Source organism: Glutamicibacter creatinolyticus, assembly GCF_006094275.1.
Lineage (GTDB): Bacteria > Actinomycetota > Actinomycetes > Actinomycetales > Micrococcaceae > Glutamicibacter > Glutamicibacter creatinolyticus.
Map to the genome: position 1 here is coordinate 1,467,794 of NZ_CP034412.1, position 24,853 is coordinate 1,492,646.

A 24,853-nucleotide genomic window follows, 5' to 3' on the forward strand; every position below is an offset into this window, starting at 1 on the left:
CGTGTGATCAACAGCTGAGTTAGATCCGCCAGGTTTCGCACCAACTGGGAGAACCCTCTATGCCAAGTCCTCACCGTAAGATCGTGCAGCGTGGTGCCGTCGCTGTTGCCTCCACCGCCCTGGTGGTAGGCGGCAGCGTCCTGGCCTTTCCTGCTTCCGCAACAGAAGCACCAAACGACACCCCCGCCTCCTCATCTGCTTCTGAAGCCGCAGTCGACACGTCCGGCCTGAGCAAGGCCATTGAGCGCGATCTGAAGATGACGCCGGAGCAGTATGTGGCAGAATCCGAAGCCAATGTTCTCGCTGGCGAGCTGAAGAGGGCCTTAGCCGTGGCGAAGATTGACGCCACCGTGGTCATCGAAGAAGGCGTAGTGGTCGTCCAAGTAGCTGATGTGAATCTGGAAGCCGCGAACGGGGTGATCGCTAAGACCCAGAAAACCAAGGACATTGAAGCGGTTGCGGAAGCCACAGCGCAAAGCCCGAAGTCCACGGCGCCGAAGTCTACCGGATCAGACGAGTCTGACAATGACGACAAGGCCACGGGAGCATCGAGGACGCCAAGCGGCCCAAAACGGACCAACAAGCCCGGTCCGTCCGTCACTGCTACCGGACAAGCAGAGGACAAGGAAAAGTACGAAAACTCGGGCGAGAAGAGTGTCGTTCTCAAGTCCGGTATTCCCTCCGATCCGATGGAGATCTTCGCTGCGCTGAAGCAGAACCTGGATCCCTCGCAATTTAAGCGGCTGACTTCTGTGACCAAGACCGCCGAAGGAACGATTCGTATTCGTGCGGCGGAACCGGCCAAGACCGAGCAGCGGCGTGGGGCGCGATCTTTGGCGACCGCTGGATCAGGCACCACCCTGGAAGGTTTCGACAAGGCCGTACCGAATGTCGAGTTGGTTTACGGTGGAGACCAGCCACACGCAAAGCCAGCCGCGACCGAGGACATTTATGGGGGCATGGGCTACCTGGCCTTCGCTGACGGGGGACCCGAGCCCGGTGTGTGCTCAATGGGTTTCAACGCTTGGGACAAGAACGGCGAGGACGCCATTATTACCGCCGGTCACTGCTCCTCAGACGGAGCTCTGCAGTTAAGCGCCGTGGTGGAGCATTCCGCTCCAGGGCAAATCGAGGATCTTGGCGCTTTGCTCGGAACATTTGGTTTCAACCAATTCGGTCTGCCAAATAATCAGGGTGTCGACCGGATAGACCCAGTGGCTGAAAAATGGGAGCAAGGCACCGATATTGCAGTCATCGAGGACATCAATCCAGAACTTAGGCTTCACCCTGCCGTCTCAAAGTGGCCAGCTGGCAAAGATGAACGCGACGAAACACTGGCAATCACTGATTCGGGAACTGCCTCCATAGGCGCCAAGGCGTGCAGCGTCGGACGGACCACTGGCTGGTCATGTTCCCGCATTATCGAAGAAGGAATCTTCCTTGTCGGCGGGATCGAGGACAAGGATGCAAGGGCTCGACCGGTCACGGGGTACATCGCGGAAAACCCGAATTTCTCCGTGGTAAACCAAGGAGACTCCGGCGGCGCCGTCATCGTCGGCACCCGGGCGGTGGGCATCAACAGCGCCAACCACGCTGGCGAGGACGGCAAGGAGTTCACCGACGACGACCTCGCGATGTACACCTCTTTGGCAGGTGCCGCGGCGAAGACCCCGGTGAAGAACTACGAGATCAAACTGTTCGTAAACGCGCCGAAGGTCACTTCACCGCGCAATGGCAGCGAGATCGAACCCGGCTCCACGATCTCCGGTACCGTGGCCAAACCTGGACCCAACGCCAACGTTGAGGTTTTGGTGGACGGTGAAGTCATCGACACCGTCAAGGTCACCCGCGGTTCGTTCTCCTTCAAGGCCCCCCAGACTGAAGGAAAGTTCGCTTTCGAACTGCGGGCCAAGAGCGGCAAGTTCAACGAATCCGAGCTGACGCCTGGCAATTACACGCTGGTGGCTCCGGAACCAAGCGAGGAGCCCACGCCTACGGAAGAACCCACCGAGAGCCCATCCGAGTCGGATGAGGCCACCCAGAGTCCTTCCCCGTCGCAGTCACTGACCAAGGACTCATCGGAGGAGCCCACCAAGTCCGAGTCCCCGAAGCAAACCGAGCAACCGGAGAAAGATCCGCTGGCAGACACCGGCTCGACTTCCATGCCTGTGCTGGCCATCGCAGGCGGTCTTGGCCTGACTGGCGCCCTTTTGTTGCTGCTGCGTCGATCCAAGCGTCGCCACGGCTAGTTTCCGGAAGTGATTCAGGACGCCTGACGACAGTAACGATTGGAAGGTGCCCCGGTTGCTCAACCGGGGCACCTCCCATTTAACACTCACCAATCTATTGGCTTGCTATACGCGTCATTCACTAGGCTCAAAGACAGAAGACCGGGACCCTTGGTTTCGGTAGAAAGAAGTGAGAGACCTGGATGAATAAACTTCAAAGGCTGAAGGTGGCTGGCACCGCAGCGGTGCTCACTTTCGCGCTTTCTGCCTGCGCCAGCGGCGGTGGCGCGCCGAGCACGCCAAGCAATTCCGCGTCCGAAGAACAGCAAACACCGGAGAACGCCGTGGATCATGAACAGCTGTTGAACCTCAACGACCGACTCTCATCTTCATTGGGTGCCGCGTACGTGCAAGGCTGGATCGAAAACGACGAGCTGCACGTCGCCACTAGTGATCAGTCCAAGGCGCAGGAGATTGAAGAGGCCGGGGCTGTCGCAGAAGTGGTCGACTTCAGCTCGCAGCAACTACGGGATGCGATCGGTGAGATCATGAGCTGGCAATCCAAGCAGGAGCCGGAAATCGCCAACGCCATCCATGGGTACTCGATCAGTGCCAAGGACGGTGGGCTGATTCTCCGTGTGGATTCCAAGCACCTGGACCAGGTGAGGCAAATGCTGGAGCAGGATCAGCCAGCAGGGGATGTCCAGCTGACGTTTACCCCAAGCTCGGGGATCGCGAGTCCGGCAGCGGGGTAGTGGCGAAAATCTACACCGCTGACCGTGGAGCTATGCCCGCGGCGCTGCAACGCTTGCGTACCGGGCGGCCAACTGCTGCCGGTTGCGAGTTCCCGTACGTCGGTACAGCTTGGTGAGTCGGGCCTCGACGGCGCTAACCGAGATGAACAGTTCCTTGGCGATGGCCTTGTTGGTCAACCCGTCATGGATCATCCGAACTACGGCAATCTCTTCACGGCTCAGGCTCAGGGGAGTGTTGCGGGAAGTGGCTGCCACTGGAGCTTCCAGGTCCTCCAGGTTCGCCATCCATCCCCGAGCACCAAGACTGCGGTACAGGGCCCGTGCTGCCTGTAGATGCTCCCTTGCCGCCTGGGTGCGGCCCATTGAGCGGAGCCGCTGACCAAAGCAATGGCGCAGGCGCGCCAACTCAAACGTGTTATCCGAACCCGTCCAGTCATCGAGCAATTGCTGGAACCGAGTCAGGGAGGCCGTGCCCTGCATGGCCAGCGCCTGGGCGCAGCGCATTGCCAGCTTCGGACGCCGCCCAGGAACGGCGGCCATGATCTCTTGCCGTGAACGATACTCATCTACGGCTTCTTCGGTGCGCCCCAGCATCGCCAGGGCCTCAATCAGTGCGCAGGTGGCCCTGACATAGCGCAGGTTCCCCGGGCCCTGATGCAGCCGCAGCGTTCGACGGTAGGCTTCCACCGCTGCCGGATAATCCCCGGTCATTAATCCCCGGTCACCGGCCATCATCGCGATCCGGGAGAGCAGCATCGGAGAACTCTCGCCCAGGATCCGTGGTTCCAATGACTGGAAGTACCACTCTGCCATGTCCGGACGGTTCTTGTTCATCCAATACCAGGCCTGGATCAGCTGGGGGATGGGGCTGAGCAAGGCCGGGCCATCGGCTGCGATCCAGCGTTCAACCAGTTGCATGGCCCGGGGATAGTTCTGATTCAGGATCGCGTTAGCCGCGTTCAGGAGCAACAGCAAGCGTTCCATCAGCGGGCTGGCGCCTTCCGGGGCGGCAGCCAGCCGCGAAAAGACCTCCCGGGCTTCCAGAAAGCAGTCCGCGGTGCTCAGCCCAACCCCGAGGGCCAGCATGAGAATCCCATCGCCCGGCTCCTTCGGGACCACCGGCAACTGGTGAAACCGGTCCATCAGCTGCTGCCGGTCGTGGTTCAGGGCAGCGCACAACAACTGCGCCGCTTCGTACTCAGGGCCCTTGGCGTCGGGGAAGCGTGAGACCAGCGCAGTGGCCTGGGCGGTGAGGCTTTCGGTTTGCTGATGATCCTCCCGCAGGGCGTATTCAGTGGCCAGTGCGCCAAGCAGGCGAACGCAGCCGTGTGGTTCAACGTTCTCAAGTTCGCTGATGAGCGCCGCGTGCTGGTTCCTGGCCGTGACGCGGCCCTTCAGGGTGGACAGCTGGACGTCCAAGGTTGCCAAGGCCAGTGACGCTGCCGGGTCCAGGGGCAAGCGGCGGCCGAAGCGCACGTACCTGCGGGCTGCTTCCAGCTGCAGGTGTTGGCAGAGCATTTCGGCTAGGTAGTGCAGTGCCTGGGGCAGGTGCGTACCGGTGACCGGCAACAGCAGCCCCCGCTCGGCCACCTCGATGGCGGCGGCAACTTGTCCTTGTTCCACCAGTTGCCCGGCCGCTGCAACGAGCTCACTGGCGGTTACCCCGAGCTGATCCACATACGTGCGGTGGTAAAGCTTCAAGGTAGGGTCCTCACCGTGCTCCTGCAGTTGCCGGTGCAGTGACTGGCGTTCGGTCAAGTTCAGTCCCCAGTACAGTGTTGACCGCAGGGCGGGGTCCGAGATCTGCACGTGACCGTCTGCGCCGACCAGGAATCCGCGCTGCTCCAGCTCATCAATGCAGCTGACGGCCCCGGGCTTCAGTGCCAGGACCGTGGCGCGTTCGGTGACCGGGGCGGCGGCAAGCAGCGTCAGCACCTGCTGGTGTTCTTCTTTCAGCCGTGCAACCACCTTGGAGAGTTTTCCGGTGCGTTCGGTGCCCACCGGCAGGGGAAGGGTCAGCGGCAACTCACCGGCCTGAGCCTGCCGCTGCAATCTGTCCAGTTGTTCAATGATGGACCCGGGCATGCCGCGGCTTGTGGTGGTGGTGAAATGAAGCACGGCCGGGTCGGCATCCACCCCGGCGGTTTCGCGGGCCAGGGCCAGCGATTCGGCCTCGGTCAGCCCGCGCAATTTCAGGATCTCCCATCCGGCCAGGGGCTCGGGGATGGGTCCTGAGGCCACGGTGACAATAAACTTCGCCCGGTTGCGTTGCAGCCAGGTGCTCATGAATCCCAGCGCTTCTAGACTGGCTTCGTCCATCAGATCCACATCATCGAGCAGGATTACCGTGCCGGGGGTGACCAGGGCGGGAAGCTTGGCGTGCAGGTGCCGGGCGACCGCGTAGGAATCCACACCCTGCCCCGGCGATTGAGGCAGGAAATGGTCCAGGGCCAGGGGTTCGGCCAGGTCCAGCTCGGAGAGCAGCTTGATCAGTGAGGACAACGGCCAGTTTGTTTCCATGGGGCTGATCCGCAGCAGCACGTGCGGGTGAGCCCCCAACTCGTGCTGCAGCTGACGCAGCAGCCAACTCTTGCCGGCTCCGGAGGCGCCGGATACCACCAGTGCCACTTCACGGGAGCCGGTGGCCTTGGATAGGAGAGTGTTCAGCAGATTTCGGCGGCTACGCATGCTGCGCCTCCTGATCCCACCCCAAACGCGGCGACGAGTTCGTCCCGTGCACGCAGCTGGTCGTCGTTGCCTCTGGTTTCACCAGATTGCCCCCAAGATTTCCAAGGTCGTACTGTCTCTTGCTCGGTTGGCCCCCCAGCCACCACACGCGCCTTTAGTCAACAAGTATAGACGAATGCATCTTTCGGCCTGCGACGCAGCCCTTGTCGTGAAGCACCGATGGAAAGCAAGCGCATGCGCACTCGCTCCCTTTGGGGTGTTGGGGTTCTCCCCAATCCTTCATTGCAGGTACTAGCCAGGATTGGCAAGCAGGAGGACTCTTGAGAGGTCGGACTCACGCCCGGCCTTCTGTGCTGCATGTCAGTTCCTGGAACGCAGCGCTGGAGACGGGGTGTTAGGCAGAGATTTATGGGGGATCGCTGCCGCCGGATTCCGCGCCTCAGCGGAATCCGGTGCCGACGTTTTTAGGATTCTCTCCTTGGTGGAACAATAGCGAGATTCTCGCGCCTTCATCAGAACCAGCGGTGGAATGAGCTGGGGAGCTTCGTTGCCACGTGGCGCAGCGGTCGGCAGCACCTGCGATGCGATATTGTGAAATGCACGCAGATTAAGCCGTAACTAAGGGGACACGTGAGCGCCGAACCCGGTGAAGCCAACTCGAATGATGCAGGATTTCTGTTGAAGCTCTGGCGCATGGTGCGCGAGATCGTGGTCATCCTGGTGATTGCCATCGGCCTGTCCCTGATCATCAAGACGTTCTTCTTCCGAGCCTACTTCATCCCTTCCGGGTCGATGGAGAACACGCTGCAGATTGACGACCGGATTTTTGCGAACCTGATGGTTCCCGGCCCCTTCGACCTGAACCGCGGGGACGTGGTGGTGTTTCGCGACGATGACGCCTGGCTGCCGCCGGTCCAGACCGAGCAGTCCGGTTTCGACAAGGCGCTGAGCTTCATCGGCCTGTTGCCGGACCAGGGCGAACAGTACCTGGTCAAGCGAATCATTGGCATGCCCGGCGACACCGTCGAGTGTTGCTCAGCCGACGGGCGGATCAAGGTTAACGGCGTGGAAATCGACGAACCTTATATTTACCCGGGGGATAACCCCAGCGACATCCCGTTCTCGGTGACCGTGCCGGAGAACAAGCTCTGGGTGCTGGGTGATCACCGCGGTGCGAGCGCCGACTCGCGTTACCACATGGACACCGAGGGCGGATTCGTGGACATGGAAACCGTGCAGGGCAAGGCCCAGGTCATCTCCTGGCCCATGGATCGCTGGGGCGTAGTCGACTCGCACCGCGAGGTCTTTGACAACGTGCCGGATCCTGCCCGATAAGCCCGGCGCTCGGTCGTTTGCTGATCTACCTCCATAGCACGGCGATCCCGCGTCGTCGCGTTGCAAAGGCGTTTTAATTTCAGGCTGTGCCCTGGTGCGACCGGCGCCGATCGCACCGTCGTCACCCGATGGGTCCGGTGGGGTGACGGCAGCGAACCGGAAAGTGCGCTATCGTGATCGACACAGACCGCTAACGGCTCAAAACCACGAAAGAGGAAGCTGGCGAATTCGTGCCACGGAAAACTAAAGGCAGTCCCACCACCCTGGAGCATGAACGGGCCCTGGCCGCAAGCGGTAGCTACCGGTACGTTGGCGCCGTGGACGAGGTCGGCCGCGGCTCCCTGGCAGGACCGGTCAGCGTCGGAATGGTGGTCATCGACATCGAAGCGGTCACCGAATACCCGGAACTGCGGGACTCGAAAATGCTCGAACCCCAGGTGCGCGAATCCATGGTCGAGGCCATCCGCTCCTGGGCCGTCGGGCACGGGGTGGGACACGCCACCCCGGCCGAAATCGATCGGCTGGGCATCACCGCCGGGTTGCGGCTGGCCGGCACCCGCGCCGCCGCCCAATGCGCCATCCAGGCCCAGGCGGCCCTGGTGGACGGCAGCTACGACTGGCTCTCGGCCAAGGAAACCGACCTGTTTGACCTGCTGGAGGCCGACACCGAGCCCTCCGGCCTGCAAATCCCGGTACGCACCCTGATCAAGGGGGACATGACCTGCCAGGCGATCGCCGCGGCCTCCATCCTGGCCAAGGTGGAACGCGACGGCATCATGACCGCCGCCGCGCAAACCCACCCGCACTACGGGTGGGAGGTCAACAAGGGGTACGCCACCGCCAGCCACCGGGCGGCGATCACCGAGCACGGTCCGTGTGCCCTGCACCGGATGAGCTGGCGCTTGACTTCCGAAACGAAAAAGACCGAGAGTGAAGCCATGGGAAGTGGGAAAGACTGATGGCGAGCGAAGATCTGGAAAACTACGAATCAGACCTGGAACTGCGGCTCTACCGCGAATACAAGGACGTGGTCTCGCTCTTCAACTACGTCGTCGAAACCGAGCGCCGCTTCTACCTGGCGAACCAGGTTGAACTCAAAACCCTGAGCAACGCCGGGGAGGTCTACTTCGAACTGAGCCTGACCGACGCGTGGGTGTGGGACATCTACCGCCAGGGGCGGTTCGTGAAGTCGGTGAAGGTGCTGACCTTCAAGGACGTGAACATCGAGGAACTGAACCGCAACGAACTGCAGATCCCCAAGGACGAGATGGACCAGTAGGTTCAGCGCTTCCTCGTGAAGGATATTGTCCCCGCGTGATCTTGGGCCCTTCGGCAGGCCGGGCAGCACACCGCTGCACCCCGGTTTACCGCAGGGCCCTTGGCGTCTTCCCGGTCTGTTGGGTGCCCGTCCACCCACCGGTTCCCGCGGCGTCACCCCGCGTATGCGATAGAATTCAACCTTATTAAACTTGTGCGGACGGACTCGGGACTTCGGACCGGGTCCGTCCGCCAGCGAACTCGGGACGGGAACCAATTGAAGAACAGCCCACTGCGCCGCGGCGCAGCATTGGCCATGGCCGGGGGCCTGCTGCTCTCCGGCTGCGCGGCAACCAATGCCGACACCCAGACACCCGAACCCATCACCGCCTCCGCAAGCCAGAAGAACGACGCGATCAAGCAGGTCCGCGAGGCGAACCCCGACCACCTGGGCGAGGGGCTGGTGTACAAGCAGCCGGGGAAGAACGCGCAGGGCGAATACATCATCCTCGGCGCGGACCCGAACTCGTCGCTGGCCAGCTACGAGGCGCCGAAGTGGGCGGCCGTGGGCGAGGCCTGGAGCGAAAAGGAGATGGCGCAGCTGCAGGTGCAGGCCGTGGACTTCGTCTATTCCCAAATCCTCTCCGGCCCGGCCCTGGGCGGCAGCCAGGCGGACATTGACCGCCAGGTCGAGCAGATGAGCGCGCAGTTCAGCCAGCTCGCCCAGGAGGAGGGGGCCAAGCAGACGCTGGCCACCGTGTTCGCACAGCCCATCAAGCAGAACCCGTTCCTGGTGTGGAGCGATGCGAAGGCGAACAACTTTTCCGGCTACCAGCCCTACCAGGACGCGGGATCCAGCCGCATGCTGAACCCCACGGTGAAGATCAAGTCCGCCCACTCCTACGACAAGGGCGAGGTGCTGGAGGACGGGAACACCGCCGAGATCAACGGGGCCACCGTCAACGTGGTGGCCAGCTTCGAATGGAAGCTGACCAAGGACGGCAAGCGGTACGCCAAGCCCATGGAACTGGAGTACGGGGTGCATTTCAGCAAGACCGAGCAGGACACCGGCCTGCACGGGGCCACCCTGGTCAATGGCGCCACCGACGCGAAGCCGAGGCCCGCGAAATTCTAGCCGGTTTCTGCTTCGGTTAAACGCCACGGTCGCTGCCATGAACCCCGTGCGGGGGCCTGGCAACGACCGTGGCGTGCTTTAAGCTGCGGCCGCCCGGCGGCCGCGCTGAATCCGCCGACCCGGGGGCTACTAGGAGGTCAAGCCTTCCACGTAGTCCTTGTTGTCTTCCATCCACTGCTTGATCAGTGGCGCGTAATTATCGGTGTCATTCTCCACGAACAACAGGTTCTCCAGGTCGTAGAGCTGGTCCAGGCTCATCTCAAAGTCCTGCAGCCACTGGTTGACCTCGGGGAAGTCATCGGCAAACCCGGTACGGCTGTAGATGCTCAATTCCTCATCGGTGTTCAGCACGCCCTTGGGGTCTTTCAGGTTCTTGAGCGGGAACTGGCTGTAGGCCCAGTGTGGCTGCCAGAGGGTCACCAGCACGTTTTCCTTCGCGGTGGTGGCCGCCTTCACCTCGGCGAGCATGGCCGCGGTCGAGCTGGTGGCAAACTCCAAGCCCTGCAGCCCGTAAGCGGGGATCACCTCGTTCTCCATGGAGTTCACGATGCCCGAGCCCGGTTCGATGCTCACGATCTTATTGCCGAACAAATCGGCCTTTTCGGCCAGCTCGTCAATGGAATCAATGGGCGCGCCCTCGTTCACCGCCAGGGTCAGGGCGGCGTTGCCCTCATCGTTCCAGACCCCCACCTTTTCCAGGTCATCCTCGTACTGCTCGATGAACGAGGCGTGGGTGATGGGCATCCACACGTCGGTGGTGAAGTCGTAGTCACCCTGGGACAGTCCGGTCAGCGCGGGGGCCAGGTCCGCGTACTCCAGTTCGACGTCATAGCCCTTGTCCTCCAGCACCGCCTCCCACAACAGGCTGGTGGCCAGCGCCTCATCCCAGCCGTTGAAGACGGCCAGCTTGATTTTCTTATCCGCATCATCCGCTCCGGCGGCACTGCACCCGGTCAGGGCCAGGGCGGAGGCGGCGGCGATGGCCGAGAGCTTCAGTGTGGTTTTCTGCATGGGCAAAAACATCCTTTCTGAGGGGGTGATATGAAAAAGGCCGCCGCCGGGTGAGCCCGCGGTACGCGGGACCCGGCGGCGGCCGGAGGTCCAGGCGAACTGGACCACAGAAGAACTTGGTAGGGACTATTAGGAGGTCATGCCCTCAACGTAGTCCTTGTTGTCTTCCATCCACTGCTTGACCAGCGGCTGGTAGTCATCGGTGTCGTTCTCCACGAACAACAGGTTCTCCAGGTCGTAGAGCTTGTCCAGGTCCATCTTGAAGTCGCCCATCCACTTGGCGACCTCGGCGTGGTCCTCGGAGAAGCCGTCACGCGCGTAGGTGTGCAGCGACTCGGTGCCGCCCAGCGCACCCTTGGGGTCTTCCAGGTTCTTGATCGGGAAGGAGGCGTAGGCCCAGTGCGGCTCCCAGAGGGTGACGACCACGTCTTCCTTCGCGTCGGTCGCGGTCTTCAGCTCGGCGAGCATCGCGGAGGTGGAGCTGGTGGTGAAGTCCATGCCCTCCAGGCCGTACTCCGGGATCACCGAGGATTCCATGGTCTTGGTCAGTCCGGCGCCGGATTCAATGCCCACGATCTTGTTGCCGAACTTGTCGGCGTTATCGGCCAGCTCCTCCAGGGAATTGATCTCCGAGTCCTTGTTGACCGCCACGGTCAGCTTCGACTCCTCGTTCCAGGCGCCCAGGTCCTCGATCTGGTCGCCGAACTTGTCAATGTAGTCCTTGTGGGTCACCGGCAGCCACACGTCGGTGGTCAGGTCGTAGTCGCCCTGGGACAGGCCGGTGAACAGCGGCGCGACGTCCGAGTACTCCAGCTTCACGTCGTAGCCCTTCTCCTCCAGCACCGCCTTCCACAGCTCACTGGTAGCGATGCCCTCATCCCAGCCGTTGAACACGGCGATGGTCAGTTCCTTGTCATTGCCCTCGGCCTGGTTCTCGCCGTCGCTGCCGCAGGCGGTCAGTGACAGGGCGGCCGCGGCGGTGAGGGCGCCGAACTTCAGCAGACGATTCTTCATCATGAGTGTTATCCCTTTCCGTGGCGCCGCGGTCTTTCCGCAGCGCCACCGGCACCGTTGCCGGTGCCCGCGGCGGGATCGGTGTGTGGCCGGATCCCGCCGGTCAGTTCTTCAGTACAGGTTCAAAGCTGCAGTGCGTGGTGCCGCTAGGCGGTCAGCTCCTGCTGCCGGGCGGTCTTGGCCGCCTTGCGCTTCTTCATCAGCAGGGCGAACAGGCCCGAGCGCTTGCCGAACGCGTTGGTCAGCCGGTCCAGGATCATCGCCAGGATCACCACGGCCAGCCCGGCCTCAACGCCCAGGGCGGTATCCAGGCGGGAGAGCGAGGCGATCACGTCGCCACCCAGGCCGCCGGCGCCGACCATGCCGGCGATCACGACCATGGACAGGGCCAGCATGATGACCTGGTTGACCCCGGCCATGATGGTCGGCAGCGCCAACGGCAGCTCGATCTGGCGCATGATGCGCCCGGGGGAGGAGCCGAAGGCCTGCCCGGCCTCCACCACTTCCTTGTCCACCGAGCGGATGCCCAGTTCGGTGAAGCGCACGCCCGGGGCCAGGGCGAAGATGATGGTGGCCACGATGCCCGGGGCCACCCCGACGCGGAAGAGCATCAGCGCCGGGATCAGGTACACGAACGCCGGCATGGTCTGCAGGAAGTCCAGCACCGGGCGGATCACGTTGGAGAACGCGTGGGACTTGGCCGCCCAGATGCCCAGCGGCAGCGCGATCACCAGCGCCCAGAACGTGGCCACCAGCACCAGGGCCAGGGTGACCATGGCGTTGGACCACTGGTCCATGGCCACGATCAGCAGCAGCCCGATCACCGAGCCGAGCATGAACTGCCAGCCGCGGGCCAGCAGCGCGATCAGCGCCACAATGATGGTGATGACCCAGAACGGGGGAGTGGAGAGCACCACTTCCACCGCGTCATACATTTCCACGAAGATCGCGCGCAGCACCCGGAACAGTCCGTCCAGGTTCTTCACGATCCAGTCAACGCCGTCCTCGGCCACGTCTCCGATGGGGATACGGAATTCCACTAGTTCACCTCCGGGCTGCTCATCAGCGCTTGTTCAACCACATCGCTGGGCAGCGGCTTGTCCAGGATCGTCATCTCCTCGGTGGGCGGGTTGGTCTGGGCCAGGGCGGCCAGCAGGGTCACCCGCGGGATCACCCCGAGCAGCCGGTGCTCGGCGTCGGTGACCGCCACCGGCAGCCGGGATTCGACCGAGGGGACGAACAGGTCCACCAGCGGGGTGTCCCGGTCCACGGTCTCCAGCTTCTGGATCTTGGCCTCGATCGAGCTTTCCCCGGCGCGCACCAGCTTGAGCGCATCACGATCGGTGATCATCCCCAGCACCTTCCGGTCCCGGCCGGTGACGATCGCGGCGGAGAGGAACTGGTCGCGCATGGTGCGCAGCGCCGAACGCGGTCCGGCGTTGGCCTGGATCACCGCGCGGGTCGGCTCCATCACCGAGGAGGCGGTCAGCACCCGGGCGCGGTCCACGTCCTGCACGAACTGGGCCACGTAGTCGTTGGCCGGGTCGGTGAGGATCTCCTCCGGGGTGCCCACCTGCACGATCTGCCCGTCGCGCATCACCGCGATCCGGTCCCCGAGGAACATCGCCTCGTTCAGATCGTGGGTGATGAACACGATGGTCTTGTTCAAGGTGGCCTGCAGCTCGACCAGCTGCTCCTGCATTTCGCGGCGGATCAATGGGTCCAGGGCCGAGAAGGCCTCATCCATCAGCAGCAGGTCGGTGTCGGCCGCCAGTGCGCGGGCGATGCCCACACGCTGCTGCATGCCGCCGGAAAGCTCCGAGGGCATCTTCTCGCCCCAGCCATCCAGGCCCACCATCTTCAGCATCTTCGCGGCCGAGGCCAAGCGTTCGCTCTTGCCCACGCCCTGCTGTTCCAGCGGGTAGGCCACGTTCTCCAGCACGGTGCGGTGCGGCAGCAGCGCGAAGTGCTGGAAGACCATCGAGACCCGCTTGCGGCGCACCTCACGCAGGTGCTTGGCCGAAATCCCGGTGATCTTGTCCCCGCCCAGGCTCACGGTGCCGTCGGTGGCATCCCACAAACCGTTCAGGGTGCGGATCAGGGTCGATTTGCCGGAGCCCGAAAGGCCCATGACAACAAAGATTTCGCCTTCCTTGACTTCGAAGGAGGCATCGATGACAGCTGCGGTCGTGTGGGAGGGCAATTGGTCCCTCGTCGAGCCAGCTTTAAGCTTTTTGACCGCTTCTTTCGGTTTACGGCCGAAGACCTTGTACAGGTTCTCGACCTTCACGGCGATATTGGTGGTCATGTTCTCCACTGCCCGCCTGGCGCCCATCGGGCGTCACGGGCTGGTAGCGGGCCGCAGGATTTTGGCGCCCGACAACGTGCCCGGCGGAACTGAAAAATGCGAGTGTTCATCCTGACTGACGCGGCCCAAATCAGTAACTTCTGGACCGCGTATGGCCCTTGGTTTCCTTGCTGGCGGTCGTGTCGGACGCGTCGCCGCCAATAACCGAGCGTAACAAGATCAAACGAAAAAGCACACTTTGACCGGCACCATTCCCCTCGAAATATGTCCAAGTGTAAGCACGGTTTTCCGCAGAATGACGCGGCAAAAGAGGTTGTTATGGAAATGTTATGGATCACTATCCACATCCGGTCGCCTCCGCCGTCCGGGGAAGGTGCCCGCGCACATACTGGTCACATGGATTCGCACTTCACCGGCAGGGGGCAGACATGGACAACCACAACCAGCGGCTGGGGGTGCGCGGGGAGAGCATTGCGGCGGCCTTTTTGGCCAGCCGGGGCCACGAGGTCATGGCGCGGAATTGGCGCTGCCAGCGGGGCGAATTGGACCTGGTGACCCGAAGCGGTGGACACATAATGGCCATCGAAGTCAAAACTCGAACCAGCGATAAATTCGGCAGCGCTTTTGACGCAATTTCCCGGCAAAAGTACGAGCGAATCCAGCGCCTATTGCTCGAATGGTCGAGGGAAAAACGAATATGGTTACCCGAACTAAGGGTGGATGTGATCTGCATTTACCCCGAGCCCGGCGGCTGGCGGATCGAGCACCACCAGCGGGTGGCGTCATGACGCTGGCACGCACGCGCTGCGTGGCCCTGGCCGGGCTGGGTGGCGCCATGGTGGAGGTCGAGGCGGATCTGGGCAACGGCATCCCGGGCTTCGTGATCCTGGGACTGCCCGACGCGGCGCTGCGCGAGGCCCGCGAACGGATCAAGGCCGCGGCCCGCAACACCGGCATCGCACTGGCCAACCGGAAACTGACCGTGAACCTGTCCCCGGCAACCATGCACAAGCAGGGCTCCGGCTTCGACCTGGCCATCGTGCTGGCCGCGCTGAGCGCCGACCGGCAGATCAGCGCCTGCCCGCACACCGTATACCTGGCCGAACTCGGACTGGATGGAACCCTGCGACCCATCCCGGGCATCCTGCCCGCGGTGCGCCTGGCCATGGCCGCCGGCGCCACGCACTTCTGGGTGGCACGACAGAACGCGGCCGAGGCGCGGCTGGTCCCCGGGGCCACCGTGGACTGCGCCGAACACCTGGGCCAGGTGCTCGAACGCTTCGGCGCCCCGGCCGAGTACCTATCGGTCCGCGCCCGGCACCAGCCAAGCCAGGCGGTTACCGTACCGGCCGCGCCCACCGTGCCGGACCTGGCCGAAGTCAATGGCCAGCAGGAGGCCCGCCTGGCCCTGGAGCTGGCGGCCGTGGGCGGGCACCACCTGCTGATGACCGGACCCGCCGGCGTCGGCAAGACCCTGCTGGCACGCTGCCTGCCCGGCATCCTCCCGCCGCTGGATGATGCGGCAGCGCTGGAAGCCACCGCGATCCGCTCCATCACCGAACAGGCCGGCAACGAGTTCACGTCCCTGCAGCACACGCCACCGTTTATTGCACCGCACCACACCGCATCCACCGTCTCCCTGCTCGGCGGCGGGACCAAGAACATCCACGTGGGAGCCGTGACCCGCGCCCACCGCGGTGTCCTGTTCCTGGATGAGGCCCCCGAATTCCCCTCCGGCGTGCTGGACGCGCTGCGCCAACCGCTCGAGGACGGATATGTGAACATCGCCCGGGCCAAACTTCATGCCCAACTGCCGGCCCGGTTCCAGCTGCTGCTGGCCGCCAACCCCTGCCCCTGCGGCCGCAACTACGGGACGGGACTGGCCTGCACCTGCACACCCATGCAGCGCCGCCGCTACTTCAGTCGGCTCTCCGGTCCCATCCTGGACCGCATCGACCTGCAGCTGCAGCTGAACCCGGTCCCGGCCGCGACCCTGCTGGGCAAACAACGCAACGAATCCAGCGCCCAGGTCCGGCAACGCGTGCTCGCTGGCCGGGAACGCTGTGCCCAACGCCTGGCGCCGTGGAACATCCGCACGAATGCCGCCATCCCCTCCGAGATCCTGCGTCACGAACTGCCCTACCACCGGCAGGTGCGCGGGCGTCTGGAGCAGCTGGCCACCCGCGCCCAACTCTCTGCACGGGGGATGGACCGCGTGCTGCGCGTCGCCTGGAGCATCACCGACCTTGCAGGTGGGGCGACTCCCACGGTCGATGACCTTGAACTTGCCGTACACCTGCGACAGAAAATAGAAAGTTGAGCCCAGCCATGTACGCCGAGCACGATGCGGCCGCCGAACGCCGCTACACCGACCTCAGCTTTCTCATCGAAGCCAACGACCACATTGCCGGGGCGTTGCTGAGCCTGCTCGACGCCGGTGAAGCTCTGGAACTGATCCGTCGGCAGGACTGGTACCCGAAAGATCTGGAATCCCGGGTCCACCAGGCCCTGGGCATCAGCACCCACAGCGACCACAGCTTCAGCTTCACCTCGGCGCTACGACGCTGGCGCAAGCGCCTGCCCTATCTGCCAGCGGCCGACTCCCAGCTGGAACTGATGCGCCGCAACAATGGGGGACTGATCCTTCCTGCCGATCCCGGCTGGCCGGCCCAACTCAACGACCTGGGTTTCGGGGCGCCGATCTGCCTGTGGTGGCGTGCCAAGAACCCGGAGTTGCTGATGACCCAAGACCTGGAAACCAGCGTTGCCATCGTGGGCTCCCGGGACAGCAGCGACTACGGGAACCAGGCCACCAGCCAGCTGGCCACCGGGCTGCGGCAGGCCGGAGCCTCCATCATCAGCGGCGGCGCCTATGGGATTGACGCCTGCGCCCACCGCGCGGCGCTGCAGGTCGAGGAAGCGTCTGCGGAATCCCCATCCACGATCGCCATCCTGGCCGGGGGACTGGATCGCCTCTATCCCAGTGGCAATCACAATCTGCTGCGTACCATCATCGGCCGAGGCCTGCTGCTTTCCGAGGTGCCGCCGGGTATGGCGCCCACCCGTTTCCGGTTCCTGAACCGCAACCGCCTGATCGCAGGGTTCGCGCAATTGGTGGTGGTCACCGAAGCGCGCTTCCGCTCCGGGGCCCTGAGCACAGCGCGCCAGGCGGTGGATCTTGGTCGGGAGGTTGCCGCACTGCCCGGCAGCGTGTTCTCACCCAACTCCGTAGGCGCGCACCGGCTGATTCGCGCCGGTGAAGCCGGGCTGGTCACCAATGTTGAGGACGCCCTGGAACTGCTGCCCGCCTTATCCGTGGCAGCCAGGACAGGGCCGGCAAATGAAGAACCGCGCCGAGCCACCGACGGGCTGAACGGGCCGCAGAACCTAATCCTGGACGTGTTGCCGCGCCGCGGCGCCAAGCTGGTTGATGAACTCTGTGCCCTCAGCGGACTGCCGGCGATCGACACCCTCCGGGCGCTGAGCATTCTGGAGGGGCGTGGGCAGGCCCGGCAGGAAGGATTCGGATGGAAACGAATAGGCGCCTAGCCCCGCGAACCAAGGTCGCAGCAAGGGGCTTTGGCAGTATGTGACAAGCGTGGCTAGTCGTTCCCAAGCAATCCGTAGGCGAGGTACGGGTCCGGCTTGTCCCGTTCCTCGATCCGAAACAGTGGGGGCAGACCGGAGCCTTCCAGCACTTGGATCTGCTTGGTGAGTAGTTCACCGGTTACCACCAAAACCCCGGTGAAGTCCCAATCAGTGGTGAACCAGTGTCGGAGGCATTCCAGAAGTTGCCGGTTGAGGTCGCTTCCGTCCCTGGGGCCGCGAGTCCAGAAGTAGACAGTCGCTTCAAAGTCCTTCCACCCCTTCTCACCCAGTGCAGTAATCTTCGCGGTCGAGAACATGGACGCATCCGTCGGCATGACGTAGACGCAGCCCAGGCAGAGCTTCTGGTCGTGGGTAATGACTGTGTAGGTGTAGGCCCTGTTCTCGGAGTGACGTTCTTCCAGTCGCGCGAGATCCTGATAGTTGTCCTCGACCGTGAACCCATCCTCCGGCCAGCCGGTCTGCTCCCAGTCCCGCAAGAAGTCCTTGCGCTCCATGACGGCCTCATAGTCCAGCTGCGCATCGGCGGCTCGAAGGGGTCGCAGTAAGAAACTCTCGGTCACCAGTTCGTCTGGGGCCTCAAAGCCACTATTGTGAAACGCCACTGCTCCTCCTAATCCCCACACGGAATGAGAACCTCGCGACCCGTTGCCCGCTGACCCGGATCCATGATGTCTCGCATCGTAGCGCAGCGTGACGTTCGATGGGCCCGTCCCCTCCTGCCGGCGGCCAGATGGGTCGTCGTGGCAGTTGCGGCAAGAGAGGTAGGGGAACCGTCCCGGAAAGTGTCCCCGGCGCGCGGTACATTGAATCTGATGAGTGAAGAACACGAAGTCGAGCCATCGGCCACCGCAGCGCCGCAGATCGACCCGGCAATCCAGCAACACCTGGAGGACTACCTGGGCTATCTGCTGTACCAACGCGGGCGCAGCGAAAACACCGTGCGTGCCTACGAAACGGACCTGCGATCACTCTTTGTCTTCCTCGCCAGCCAACGGGTCACCGGTTTGGACCAGGTGACGATCGAAGAACTGCGTGGCTGGCTCGTGCGGATGCAGGAAGAGGGCCTGGGTCGCACCACCATGGCCCGCAGGATCTCTGCGGTCAAGAACTTCTTTGTCTGGGCCGACCGGCAAGACCTCATCGCCGAGGACCCCGCGCTCAGGCTCCAGGCACCCAAGAAGGAACGCCGGCTGCCGCACGTCCTGCAAACTGGACAAGTTGAACGGCTGCTGACCGACATCAAGGAACCCCGAACGGCTCCTTCGAAGTCGTCTCAGACTTCAGCGGATAATCCGGCGGGCCAGGACGGCGCCGCGCCCAGCGAAAAGGACGCGGCCCTGGCCGTACGCAACCAGGTCATTGGCGAGCTGCTCTACGCCAGCGGGCTGCGCATCAGCGAACTGGTGTCGCTCGACGTGGGCGATGTGGACTTCGAGCGGCGTGCCTTGCGGGTTCTGGGTAAGGGCAACAAGGAACGGATGGTGCCCTTCGGGATTCCGGCCCAGCGGGCACTGGAGTTCTGGCTACGGCAGGCCCGAGAGCTACTCGCCTCCGCCGATGCCGGGAACGCGTTGCTGATCGGTGCCCGCGGCGGCCGGCTGAATGTACGCCAGGCGCGCAAGGTAATTTCCGATGCCCTGGACAGGCTGGGGGATACCTCGGCCAGTGGCCCGCATGCCCTGCGGCACACGGTGGCCACGCACCTGCTCGACGGTGGGGCAGACCTGCGCGCCGTTCAGGAATTCTTGGGTCACTCCTCGCTGGCCACCACCCAGCTGTACACGCATGTCTCGGTGGATCGCCTGCGCCAGAGCTACCAGCAGGCACACCCCCGGGCCTGACGATTCACCGAGTGTTTACCCGGAAGTAGGCTTTGGCTGGCGAAAACACCAGGTTTTCAGGCAAGATAGAACTAGCACATTAAGAAATGCTGAATCTGTTGCGGTTGACGTAGGGGAAGACGATCAACAGGTAACGGAGGATGGCATGTCTGCGTCAATGACCAGGGGAGTTGTGTTCATTCACTCGGCCCCTGCCGCGCTATGCCCGCATCTGGAGTGGGCTATCGGGTCGGTGCTCGAGCAGCCAGTCCGCTTGGACTGGACCGAGCAGGAAGCCGCACCCGGACTTCGTCGCGCCGAAATTCAGTGGACCGCCCCGCAGGGCACCGGTGCCGTCTTGGCATCCGCCATGCGCGGCTGGCAGCACCTGCGCTTTGAAATCACCGAGGAACCCAGCCAAGGCTGCGACGGCAGCCGCTGGTCCTTCACCCCGGAACTGGGAATTTTCCACGCCACCGTTGATACCGCCGGCAACATCATGGTCAGCGAGGACCGCATCCGCTGGGCCTACGAAAAGGGCGACGGCAACCCCTCGGTCTTCTACCAGGAGATGTCCATTGCCCTCGGTGAGGCGTGGGACGAAGAGCTCGAACCCTTCCGCCACGCCGGCGACGGCGCCCCGGTGCGCTGGCTCAACCAGGTCGTCTAACTACGACCCCGTACTTTCGCTAGTGGTGTAGACCGCTAGTCATCAAGTCTCCGAGTGAGTTGTCAGTGCTTTACCAGCACTGCTTGTTTGCCGCGAAGCCGGTAACGGCACGAGGGAGACCCGCATCGGGTCTACCTCGTGCCGTTTGGCATTTTCGTGAAGTCGCCATACGTCGGCGATAAGCGCTGTTTCAGGAACGCCTGAGTTCGGTCAGCGGATCACGTCGAAGACGTTCTTCTGGATGCCGTTGGAGTAGGCCTCCGACTCCACCAGTTGCAGCCTCTGGGCCTCCAGGGGCTTGTCGCTGAACAACCGCAGGCCCTCGCCGAGCAGGACCGGGAAGACCAGCAGGTGGTAGCGGTCCACCAGGCGGTGTTCCTGCAGGCAGTGCACCAGGGTGCCGCTGCCGTGCACAATGATGGGACCGCCGTCCCCGGCCCGCAGCCGGGCCACATCGGCCATGGAGCGCAGGATGGTGGTCTGGCCCCAGTTCTCCACCAGGTCGCGTTCCTCCAGCGTCGTGGAGACCACGTACTTGGGCTGGTCGTTGTAGTCGGCGAACTCCTCGTCCATGTCCGGCCAGACCCTGCTGAACTCCTGGTAGGTCCTGCGCCCCAGCAGCATGGCGGTGGCATCGGACTGTTCGATGGCCTTCAGCTCGTAGGCGGCCTCATCGGGCTGCACCAGGTTGAAGGTCCAGCCCGAATGCCGGTAGCCGCTCTCCCCGCCGGGGGCCTGCATGACGCCGTCGAGGGAGATGAGGGTGGTGACGATGAGGGTACGCATCCTGAGCCTTCCGCACGTGAACGTTTCCTGCGGCTGAACGTGCCAGCCGGGTCCGGTGCTCCCAAACTACCGGGCGCGCCCCGCCTTGGGAAGGGGATCCAGCCCGGCTGGAGGCGGTCGCTCCCGCCCCTGGTGGAGATGCCAAAGGGCGGCCGGCTCCCGTGCTGGGAAGCCGGCCGCCCTTGTACTGGCGTGCGTGGCTGGTGCAGCTAGATGCTGCGGATGGCCACGACGGCATTGTGCCCGCCGAAGCCGAAGGAGTTGTTCAGCGCCACGATCGAGCCCTCGCGCAGTTCCTGCGGCTGGCCGGTGACGACCTTCAGCGGGATGTCCGGGTCCTGGTTCTCCAGGTTGATGGTCACCGGGGTCTTGCGGTGGTAGACCGCCAGGGTGGAGAGCACCGACTCCACGGCGCCGGAGGCACCGAGCAGGTGGCCCATCTGCGACTTGGTGGCCGAAACCCACACGTCATCCAGCGCATCGCCCAAGGCGGCGCGCAGCGCGGTGTACTCGGGCTTGTCGCCCACCGGGGTGGAGGTGGCGTGCGCGTTGACGTGCACGACGTCCTCGGGCTGGATGCGCCCGTCGAACATGGCGGCCTTCAGCGCGCGGGTGGCGCCCAGCCCTTCCGGATCCGGGGCGGTGATGTGGAACGCGTCGGCGGTCACCGAGGAGCCGGCCAGTTCGGCGTAGATGCGCGCGCCGCGGGCCAGGGCGTGTTCCTCGGCCTCCAGCACCAGGGCGCCGGCACCCTCGCCCATGACGAAGCCGTCACGGTCCAGGTCGTAGGGGCGCGAGGCGCGCTGCGGGTCGTCGTTGCGCTTGGACAGGGCCTGCATGGAGGCGAACGCGGCGATCGGCATCGGGTGGATGGCCGCCTCGGCGCCGCCGACCATGACCACGTCGGCCTTGCCGTTGCGGATCAAATCCAGTCCCACGTGCATGGCCTCGGTACCCGAGGCGCAGGCGGAGACCGGGGTGTGCGCCCCGCCCTTGGCACCCAGGTCCAGGGAGACGGCGGCGGCCGGGCCGTTGGGCATCAGCATCGGCACAGTCATCGGCAGCACGCGGCGCGGGCCCTTGGCCTTGAGCGTGTCCCAGGCGTCCAGCAGCGTCCACACCCCGCCGATGCCGGTGGCGAAGGCGACCGAGAGGCGGTCCGGGTCGACCTCTTCCAGACCCGAGTCCTTCCAGGCCTCGCGGGAGGCGACCACGGCGAACTGGGTGGAGGGGTCCATGCGCTTCATCTCCACGCGGGAGAGGGTTTCGCTGGCCGGGTTCGAGGCGCGCGCGGCGAAGGTCACCGGCAGCTGGTATTCCTCGACCCACTCGTCGGTGAGGGTGGCGGCGCCCGAGACGCCCTTGAGGGAATTGGCCCACAGGGTGGGCACATCCCCGCCAATGGGGGTGGTGGCTCCCAGGCCGGTGATCACTACTTTGCGCGCCATCGTCTAACTCTCTACTGGGCGGGAAAACAAAAATCAGGGGGTGGGCCGTTCAACGGACCACATGCGTGGAAGGGCTGCTGCCACGCTCAGCGGCGGACGTGGTCCGGCAGGTAGCTACTGTGCTGCCGGACCACGTCACGCGGTGCGCCGGTACGTCGCTGCACCGGCGTGCGGCACTAGGCCTGGGCCGAAACGATGAAGTTGACGGCGTCGCCCACGGTCTTGAGGTTCTTGACTTCCTCGTCCGGGATCTTCACGTCGAACTTCTCTTCGGCGTTGACCACGATGGTCATCATCGAGATCGAGTCGATGTCCAGGTCCTCGGTGAAGGACTTGTCCAGCTGCACGTCTGCTTCGTCCAGGCCGGTCTCTTCGTTCACGATCTCGGCGAGGCCCGCCAGAATTTCTTCGTTGCTAGCCATGAAAGGCTCCTTTTCTTGTGTTGTGCCGGTACAACCGACGATGACTGGGCGGCACCGTCATCCCCGCCGGATCGCTCCGGGACTGGGGGATGCCACCCGGCTTGGTGAAAACTTCACGTTGCCGTCAACTGTTTAGTTTATGGCAGTCGCACGACCTGCGCGCCAAAGACAAGCCCGGCGCCGAAGCCGATTTGCAGGGCCAGCCCGCCGCAGACCTCCGGGTGTTCGCGGCGCATCCGGTCCATGGCCATCGGGATGGAGGCCGCGGAGGTGTTCCCGTTCTCGGCGATGTCCCGGGCCACGATCACCGAATCGGGCAGCTTCAGCTGCTTGACCATCTCGTCGATGATGCGCATGTTCGCCTGGTGGGGCAGGAATGCGGCCAGGTCGCTGGCCTCGATCCCGGCCTCGGTCAGGGCCTTGCGGGCCATCTTGGCCATCTCCCACACCGCCCAGCGGAACACGGTCTGCCCGTCCTGGCGCAGCGTCGGCCAGCGCGGGGAGTCCGGCTGGGCGGCGTCGGCGCCTTCGCGCTGCGGGTCGGCGTCGCCCGCCCCGGCGGCCAGGGCCGAACCCAGCAGGCCTTCGCGCAGCTCCACCTGCGAGTGGGTCATGCCGATCGCGGACCACTTCGAGCCGTCCGAGCCCCACACCGAGGGGGAGATCCCCGGGGTGTCGCTGGCGCCGATGATCACCGCGCCGGCCCCGTCCCCGAGCAGGAAGGAGATGGTGCGTTCATGGTTGTCAATGTAGTCCGAGAGCTTCTCCGCGCCGATCACCAGCACGTTCTGCGCCAGCCCGGAGCGCACCAGCGCGTCGGCCTGGGCGACCCCGTAGCAGTAGCCGGCGCAGGCGGCGGAGATGTCATAGGCCGGGGCCGGGGTCATCCCCAGCGCGTCGGCCACCGCGGCGGCCGCGGAGGGGGTGGCGTGCGGGAAGGTGACGGTGGCGACGATGACCGCGTCGATCTGCCCCGGCTCCAGGCCGGTGTCGGCCAGGGCCGCCTGCCCGGCGGCCACGCACATGTCCAGCAGCGAGGTGTTCTCATCCGCCCGGTAGCGGGTGATGATCCCAGTGCGCTGGCGGATCCACTCATCGGAGGAATCGATCCACTGGCACACGTCCTGGTTGGTCACCACCACGGTGGGCCGGTAGCTTCCGGTGCCCAGGATGCGGCTGTGGGCGTTGGGTGTCACCTGGTTCAGCACAGCGCTCATGTTCTCTTCTTTCCTCGCCACGTCGTATCGGTTCGCAGGGAACCGGGTTAGGCCACGTGCTCGTTGACGAACTTGCGGGCGTCCTCCAGGTCCTCGGGGGACTTCAGCGCCAGGGTCTTCACGCCCTTCAGCCCGCGGCGGGCCAGGCCCACCAGGGTGCCGGCCGGGGCCAGCTCCAGAATGCCGGTGACGCCCATGGCGGCCAGCTGCTCCATGCACTGGTCCCAGCGCACCGGGCGGGAGACCTGGGCGACCAGCGACGCCAGGTTCGCCTTGCCGTCGGCCACCGGCTTTCCGTCGTAGTTCGACAGCAGCGGCACGGCCGGGTCGGCCGGGTCCAGCTTGGCCGACAGTTCCTTCAGCACGCCCACGGCCGGGGCCATGTGCTCGGTGTGGAATGCCCCGGCAACCTTCAGCGGGATGACCCGGGCCTTGGCCGGCGGGTTCTCGCTCAGCGCCTTGATCTGCTCCATGGTGCCGGCGGCCACGGTCTGCCCGCCGCCGTTGGCGTTCGCCGCGGTCAGCCCGTGCTGCTCGATGGCGGCCAGCACCTCCTGCGGGTCCCCGCCAAGTACGGCGGCCATGCCGGTGGGCTGTTCGGCGGCGGCCTCGGCCATCGCGTTGGCGCGTTCGCGCACGAAGGTCATCGCATCGCCCTCGCTCAGCGCCCCGGCCAGGGCGGAGGCGGTGATTTCCCCGACCGAGTGCCCGGCCAGCACGGTGTTCGGCGGCAGGGTGTCACCCAGCAGGGCGCGGGCGGTGACCAGCCCGGCGGCCACGATCAGCGGCTGGGCCACCGCGGTGTCCTTGATGGTCTCCTCGTCGGATTCGGTGCCGTGGGCGATCAGGTCGCGGTCGGTGATCACCGACAGGTCCTGCAGATGGTCGCGCACACCGGCCACATGCAGCCAGTCGTTCAAGAATCCTGGGGTCTGGGAGCCCTGTCCCGGGCATACAATTGCTAGCACTCTTACAGCTTTCCAAATTGGGGGCGGGTTGCGCTCATCATTTCGGCACCAAGCTGGCCGAACCTCTTTGTAGGAAGTCTACAAAACCAGTGGGGCCGCTGTCGAAGGAAACCCGCCAATTTCGGCAGATGACACCCCCGGCATGTGTACGCACCCTCCAAAGCTGCCCCTTCGGGCCGTAG

At 64.3% G+C, this 24,853-nt stretch carries 22 protein-coding genes; 11 read left to right on the forward strand and 11 right to left on the reverse strand.

Annotated features, from left to right (window positions below):
- Positions 1-83: 83 nt before the first annotated feature.
- The gene (locus GcLGCM259_RS06635) at positions 84-2,249 is read left to right on the forward strand and encodes a S1 family peptidase (RefSeq protein WP_175419354.1); all 2,166 of its coding nucleotides are present in this window, start codon (positions 84-86) and stop codon (positions 2,247-2,249) included.
- Between the two features lie 182 nt (positions 2,250-2,431).
- Positions 2,432-2,983, forward strand: coding sequence for a hypothetical protein (locus tag GcLGCM259_RS06640; RefSeq protein ID WP_138926139.1), 552 nt, complete (start codon positions 2,432-2,434; stop codon positions 2,981-2,983).
- A gap of 30 nt (positions 2,984-3,013) precedes the next feature.
- On the opposite strand, the gene GcLGCM259_RS06645 is transcribed toward GcLGCM259_RS06640, so the two are convergent.
- On the reverse strand, positions 3,014-5,671 hold the full coding sequence (locus tag GcLGCM259_RS06645; RefSeq protein WP_138926140.1) for a helix-turn-helix transcriptional regulator: 2,658 nt from the start codon (positions 5,669-5,671) through the stop codon (positions 3,014-3,016).
- A 630-nt stretch (positions 5,672-6,301) separates the two neighbouring features.
- Between GcLGCM259_RS06645 and lepB the strand changes: the two genes are divergently transcribed.
- From lepB to GcLGCM259_RS06665, 4 genes are all read left to right on the forward strand, one after another.
- The gene (gene lepB, locus GcLGCM259_RS06650; RefSeq protein ID WP_246049815.1) at positions 6,302-7,006 is read left to right on the forward strand and encodes a signal peptidase I; all 705 of its coding nucleotides are present in this window, start codon (positions 6,302-6,304) and stop codon (positions 7,004-7,006) included.
- A 230-nt stretch (positions 7,007-7,236) separates the two neighbouring features.
- Complete coding sequence (locus tag GcLGCM259_RS06655; protein ID WP_138926141.1) at positions 7,237-7,965, forward strand: ribonuclease HII; 729 nt, start codon at positions 7,237-7,239, stop codon at positions 7,963-7,965.
- Positions 7,965-8,285 (forward strand): DUF2469 domain-containing protein, encoded by a 321-nt coding sequence (locus tag GcLGCM259_RS06660; RefSeq protein ID WP_054821428.1) that lies wholly within the window; start codon positions 7,965-7,967, stop codon positions 8,283-8,285. Before GcLGCM259_RS06655 ends, GcLGCM259_RS06660 begins: the two co-directional genes overlap by 1 nt.
- 255 nt (positions 8,286-8,540) lie before the next feature.
- Positions 8,541-9,398 (forward strand): hypothetical protein, encoded by an 858-nt coding sequence (locus GcLGCM259_RS06665; protein WP_138926142.1) that lies wholly within the window; start codon positions 8,541-8,543, stop codon positions 9,396-9,398.
- Between the two features lie 129 nt (positions 9,399-9,527).
- On the opposite strand, the gene GcLGCM259_RS06670 is transcribed toward GcLGCM259_RS06665, so the two are convergent.
- The 4 genes from GcLGCM259_RS06670 to GcLGCM259_RS06685 form a co-directional block, all read right to left on the reverse strand.
- Entirely contained in the window at positions 9,528-10,409 is an 882-nt protein-coding gene (locus GcLGCM259_RS06670; protein ID WP_138926143.1) for a glycine betaine ABC transporter substrate-binding protein, read from the reverse strand.
- 129 nt (positions 10,410-10,538) lie between these two features.
- Positions 10,539-11,426 carry a glycine betaine ABC transporter substrate-binding protein gene (locus GcLGCM259_RS06675; protein WP_342773595.1) on the reverse strand — a complete coding sequence of 296 codons (888 nt, stop codon included), beginning with the start codon at positions 11,424-11,426 and terminating at the stop codon, positions 10,539-10,541.
- 143 nt (positions 11,427-11,569) lie between these two features.
- Entirely contained in the window at positions 11,570-12,463 is an 894-nt protein-coding gene (locus GcLGCM259_RS06680; protein ID WP_138926144.1) for an ABC transporter permease, read from the reverse strand.
- Complete coding sequence (locus tag GcLGCM259_RS06685) at positions 12,463-13,731, reverse strand: quaternary amine ABC transporter ATP-binding protein (protein WP_054821561.1); 1,269 nt, start codon at positions 13,729-13,731, stop codon at positions 12,463-12,465. Before GcLGCM259_RS06685 ends, GcLGCM259_RS06680 begins: the two co-directional genes overlap by 1 nt.
- Positions 13,732-14,159: 428 nt before the next feature.
- On the opposite strand from GcLGCM259_RS06685, the gene GcLGCM259_RS06690 reads away from it, so the two are divergent.
- The 3 genes from GcLGCM259_RS06690 to dprA are packed head-to-tail and all read left to right on the forward strand — an operon-like array spanning position 14,160 to position 17,280.
- The gene (locus tag GcLGCM259_RS06690) at positions 14,160-14,519 is read left to right on the forward strand and encodes a YraN family protein (RefSeq protein ID WP_138926145.1); all 360 of its coding nucleotides are present in this window, start codon (positions 14,160-14,162) and stop codon (positions 14,517-14,519) included.
- Positions 14,516-16,051: a YifB family Mg chelatase-like AAA ATPase gene (locus GcLGCM259_RS06695; protein ID WP_138926146.1), complete on the forward strand. Its 1,536-nt coding sequence runs from the start codon at positions 14,516-14,518 to the stop codon at positions 16,049-16,051. The genes GcLGCM259_RS06690 and GcLGCM259_RS06695 overlap by 4 nt, the downstream gene beginning before the upstream one ends.
- Positions 16,048-17,280 carry a DNA-processing protein DprA gene (gene dprA / locus GcLGCM259_RS06700; RefSeq protein WP_138926147.1) on the forward strand — a complete coding sequence of 411 codons (1,233 nt, stop codon included), beginning with the start codon at positions 16,048-16,050 and terminating at the stop codon, positions 17,278-17,280. The genes GcLGCM259_RS06695 and dprA overlap by 4 nt, the downstream gene beginning before the upstream one ends.
- A 53-nt stretch (positions 17,281-17,333) precedes the next feature.
- On the opposite strand, the gene GcLGCM259_RS06705 is transcribed toward dprA, so the two are convergent.
- Positions 17,334-17,942 carry a GNAT family N-acetyltransferase gene (locus GcLGCM259_RS06705; protein WP_175419355.1) on the reverse strand — a complete coding sequence of 203 codons (609 nt, stop codon included), beginning with the start codon at positions 17,940-17,942 and terminating at the stop codon, positions 17,334-17,336.
- Between the two features lie 210 nt (positions 17,943-18,152).
- Between GcLGCM259_RS06705 and GcLGCM259_RS06710 the strand changes: the two genes are divergently transcribed.
- Positions 18,153-19,181: a tyrosine recombinase XerC gene (locus tag GcLGCM259_RS06710; RefSeq protein ID WP_138926149.1), complete on the forward strand. Its 1,029-nt coding sequence runs from the start codon at positions 18,153-18,155 to the stop codon at positions 19,179-19,181.
- A 145-nt stretch (positions 19,182-19,326) separates the two neighbouring features.
- Positions 19,327-19,830: a DUF3145 domain-containing protein gene (locus tag GcLGCM259_RS06715; protein ID WP_138926150.1), complete on the forward strand. Its 504-nt coding sequence runs from the start codon at positions 19,327-19,329 to the stop codon at positions 19,828-19,830.
- A 210-nt stretch (positions 19,831-20,040) separates the two neighbouring features.
- Here GcLGCM259_RS06715 and GcLGCM259_RS06720 read toward each other — a convergent pair whose 3' ends face one another.
- The 5 genes from GcLGCM259_RS06720 to GcLGCM259_RS06740 all read right to left on the reverse strand — a co-directional run bounded on the left by GcLGCM259_RS06720 (position 20,041) and on the right by GcLGCM259_RS06740 (position 24,671).
- The gene (locus GcLGCM259_RS06720; protein ID WP_138926151.1) at positions 20,041-20,616 is read right to left on the reverse strand and encodes a dihydrofolate reductase family protein; all 576 of its coding nucleotides are present in this window, start codon (positions 20,614-20,616) and stop codon (positions 20,041-20,043) included.
- A 209-nt stretch (positions 20,617-20,825) separates the two neighbouring features.
- Complete coding sequence (locus GcLGCM259_RS06725) at positions 20,826-22,064, reverse strand: beta-ketoacyl-[acyl-carrier-protein] synthase family protein (protein ID WP_138178412.1); 1,239 nt, start codon at positions 22,062-22,064, stop codon at positions 20,826-20,828.
- A 176-nt stretch (positions 22,065-22,240) separates the two neighbouring features.
- Entirely contained in the window at positions 22,241-22,486 is a 246-nt protein-coding gene (locus tag GcLGCM259_RS06730; protein WP_054821937.1) for an acyl carrier protein, read from the reverse strand.
- A gap of 137 nt (positions 22,487-22,623) precedes the next feature.
- Positions 22,624-23,703 carry a beta-ketoacyl-ACP synthase III gene (locus GcLGCM259_RS06735; RefSeq protein WP_138926152.1) on the reverse strand — a complete coding sequence of 360 codons (1,080 nt, stop codon included), beginning with the start codon at positions 23,701-23,703 and terminating at the stop codon, positions 22,624-22,626.
- A 47-nt stretch (positions 23,704-23,750) separates the two neighbouring features.
- Positions 23,751-24,671: an ACP S-malonyltransferase gene (locus GcLGCM259_RS06740; RefSeq protein ID WP_138926153.1), complete on the reverse strand. Its 921-nt coding sequence runs from the start codon at positions 24,669-24,671 to the stop codon at positions 23,751-23,753.
- Positions 24,672-24,853 lie beyond the last annotated feature (182 nt).

Coding starts and splice junctions, on each gene's coding strand:
- GcLGCM259_RS06690 (WP_138926145.1), top strand. CDS start 14,160: ATGGACAACCACAACCAGCGGCTGGGGGTGCGCGGGGAGAGCATTGCG.
- GcLGCM259_RS06725 (WP_138178412.1), bottom strand. CDS start 22,064: ATGGCGCGCAAAGTAGTGATCACCGGCCTGGGAGCCACCACCCCCATT.
- GcLGCM259_RS06640 (WP_138926139.1), top strand. CDS start 2,432: ATGAATAAACTTCAAAGGCTGAAGGTGGCTGGCACCGCAGCGGTGCTC.
- GcLGCM259_RS06710 (WP_138926149.1), top strand. CDS start 18,153: ATGAGTGAAGAACACGAAGTCGAGCCATCGGCCACCGCAGCGCCGCAG.
- GcLGCM259_RS06715 (WP_138926150.1), top strand. CDS start 19,327: ATGTCTGCGTCAATGACCAGGGGAGTTGTGTTCATTCACTCGGCCCCT.
- GcLGCM259_RS06695 (WP_138926146.1), top strand. CDS start 14,516: ATGACGCTGGCACGCACGCGCTGCGTGGCCCTGGCCGGGCTGGGTGGC.
- GcLGCM259_RS06660 (WP_054821428.1), top strand. CDS start 7,965: ATGGCGAGCGAAGATCTGGAAAACTACGAATCAGACCTGGAACTGCGG.
- GcLGCM259_RS06730 (WP_054821937.1), bottom strand. CDS start 22,486: ATGGCTAGCAACGAAGAAATTCTGGCGGGCCTCGCCGAGATCGTGAAC.
- GcLGCM259_RS06670 (WP_138926143.1), bottom strand. CDS start 10,409: ATGCAGAAAACCACACTGAAGCTCTCGGCCATCGCCGCCGCCTCCGCC.
- GcLGCM259_RS06675 (WP_342773595.1), bottom strand. CDS start 11,426: ATGATGAAGAATCGTCTGCTGAAGTTCGGCGCCCTCACCGCCGCGGCC.
- GcLGCM259_RS06645 (WP_138926140.1), bottom strand. CDS start 5,671: ATGCGTAGCCGCCGAAATCTGCTGAACACTCTCCTATCCAAGGCCACC.
- GcLGCM259_RS06720 (WP_138926151.1), bottom strand. CDS start 20,616: ATGCGTACCCTCATCGTCACCACCCTCATCTCCCTCGACGGCGTCATG.
- GcLGCM259_RS06735 (WP_138926152.1), bottom strand. CDS start 23,703: ATGAGCGCTGTGCTGAACCAGGTGACACCCAACGCCCACAGCCGCATC.
- GcLGCM259_RS06685 (WP_054821561.1), bottom strand. CDS start 13,731: ATGACCACCAATATCGCCGTGAAGGTCGAGAACCTGTACAAGGTCTTC.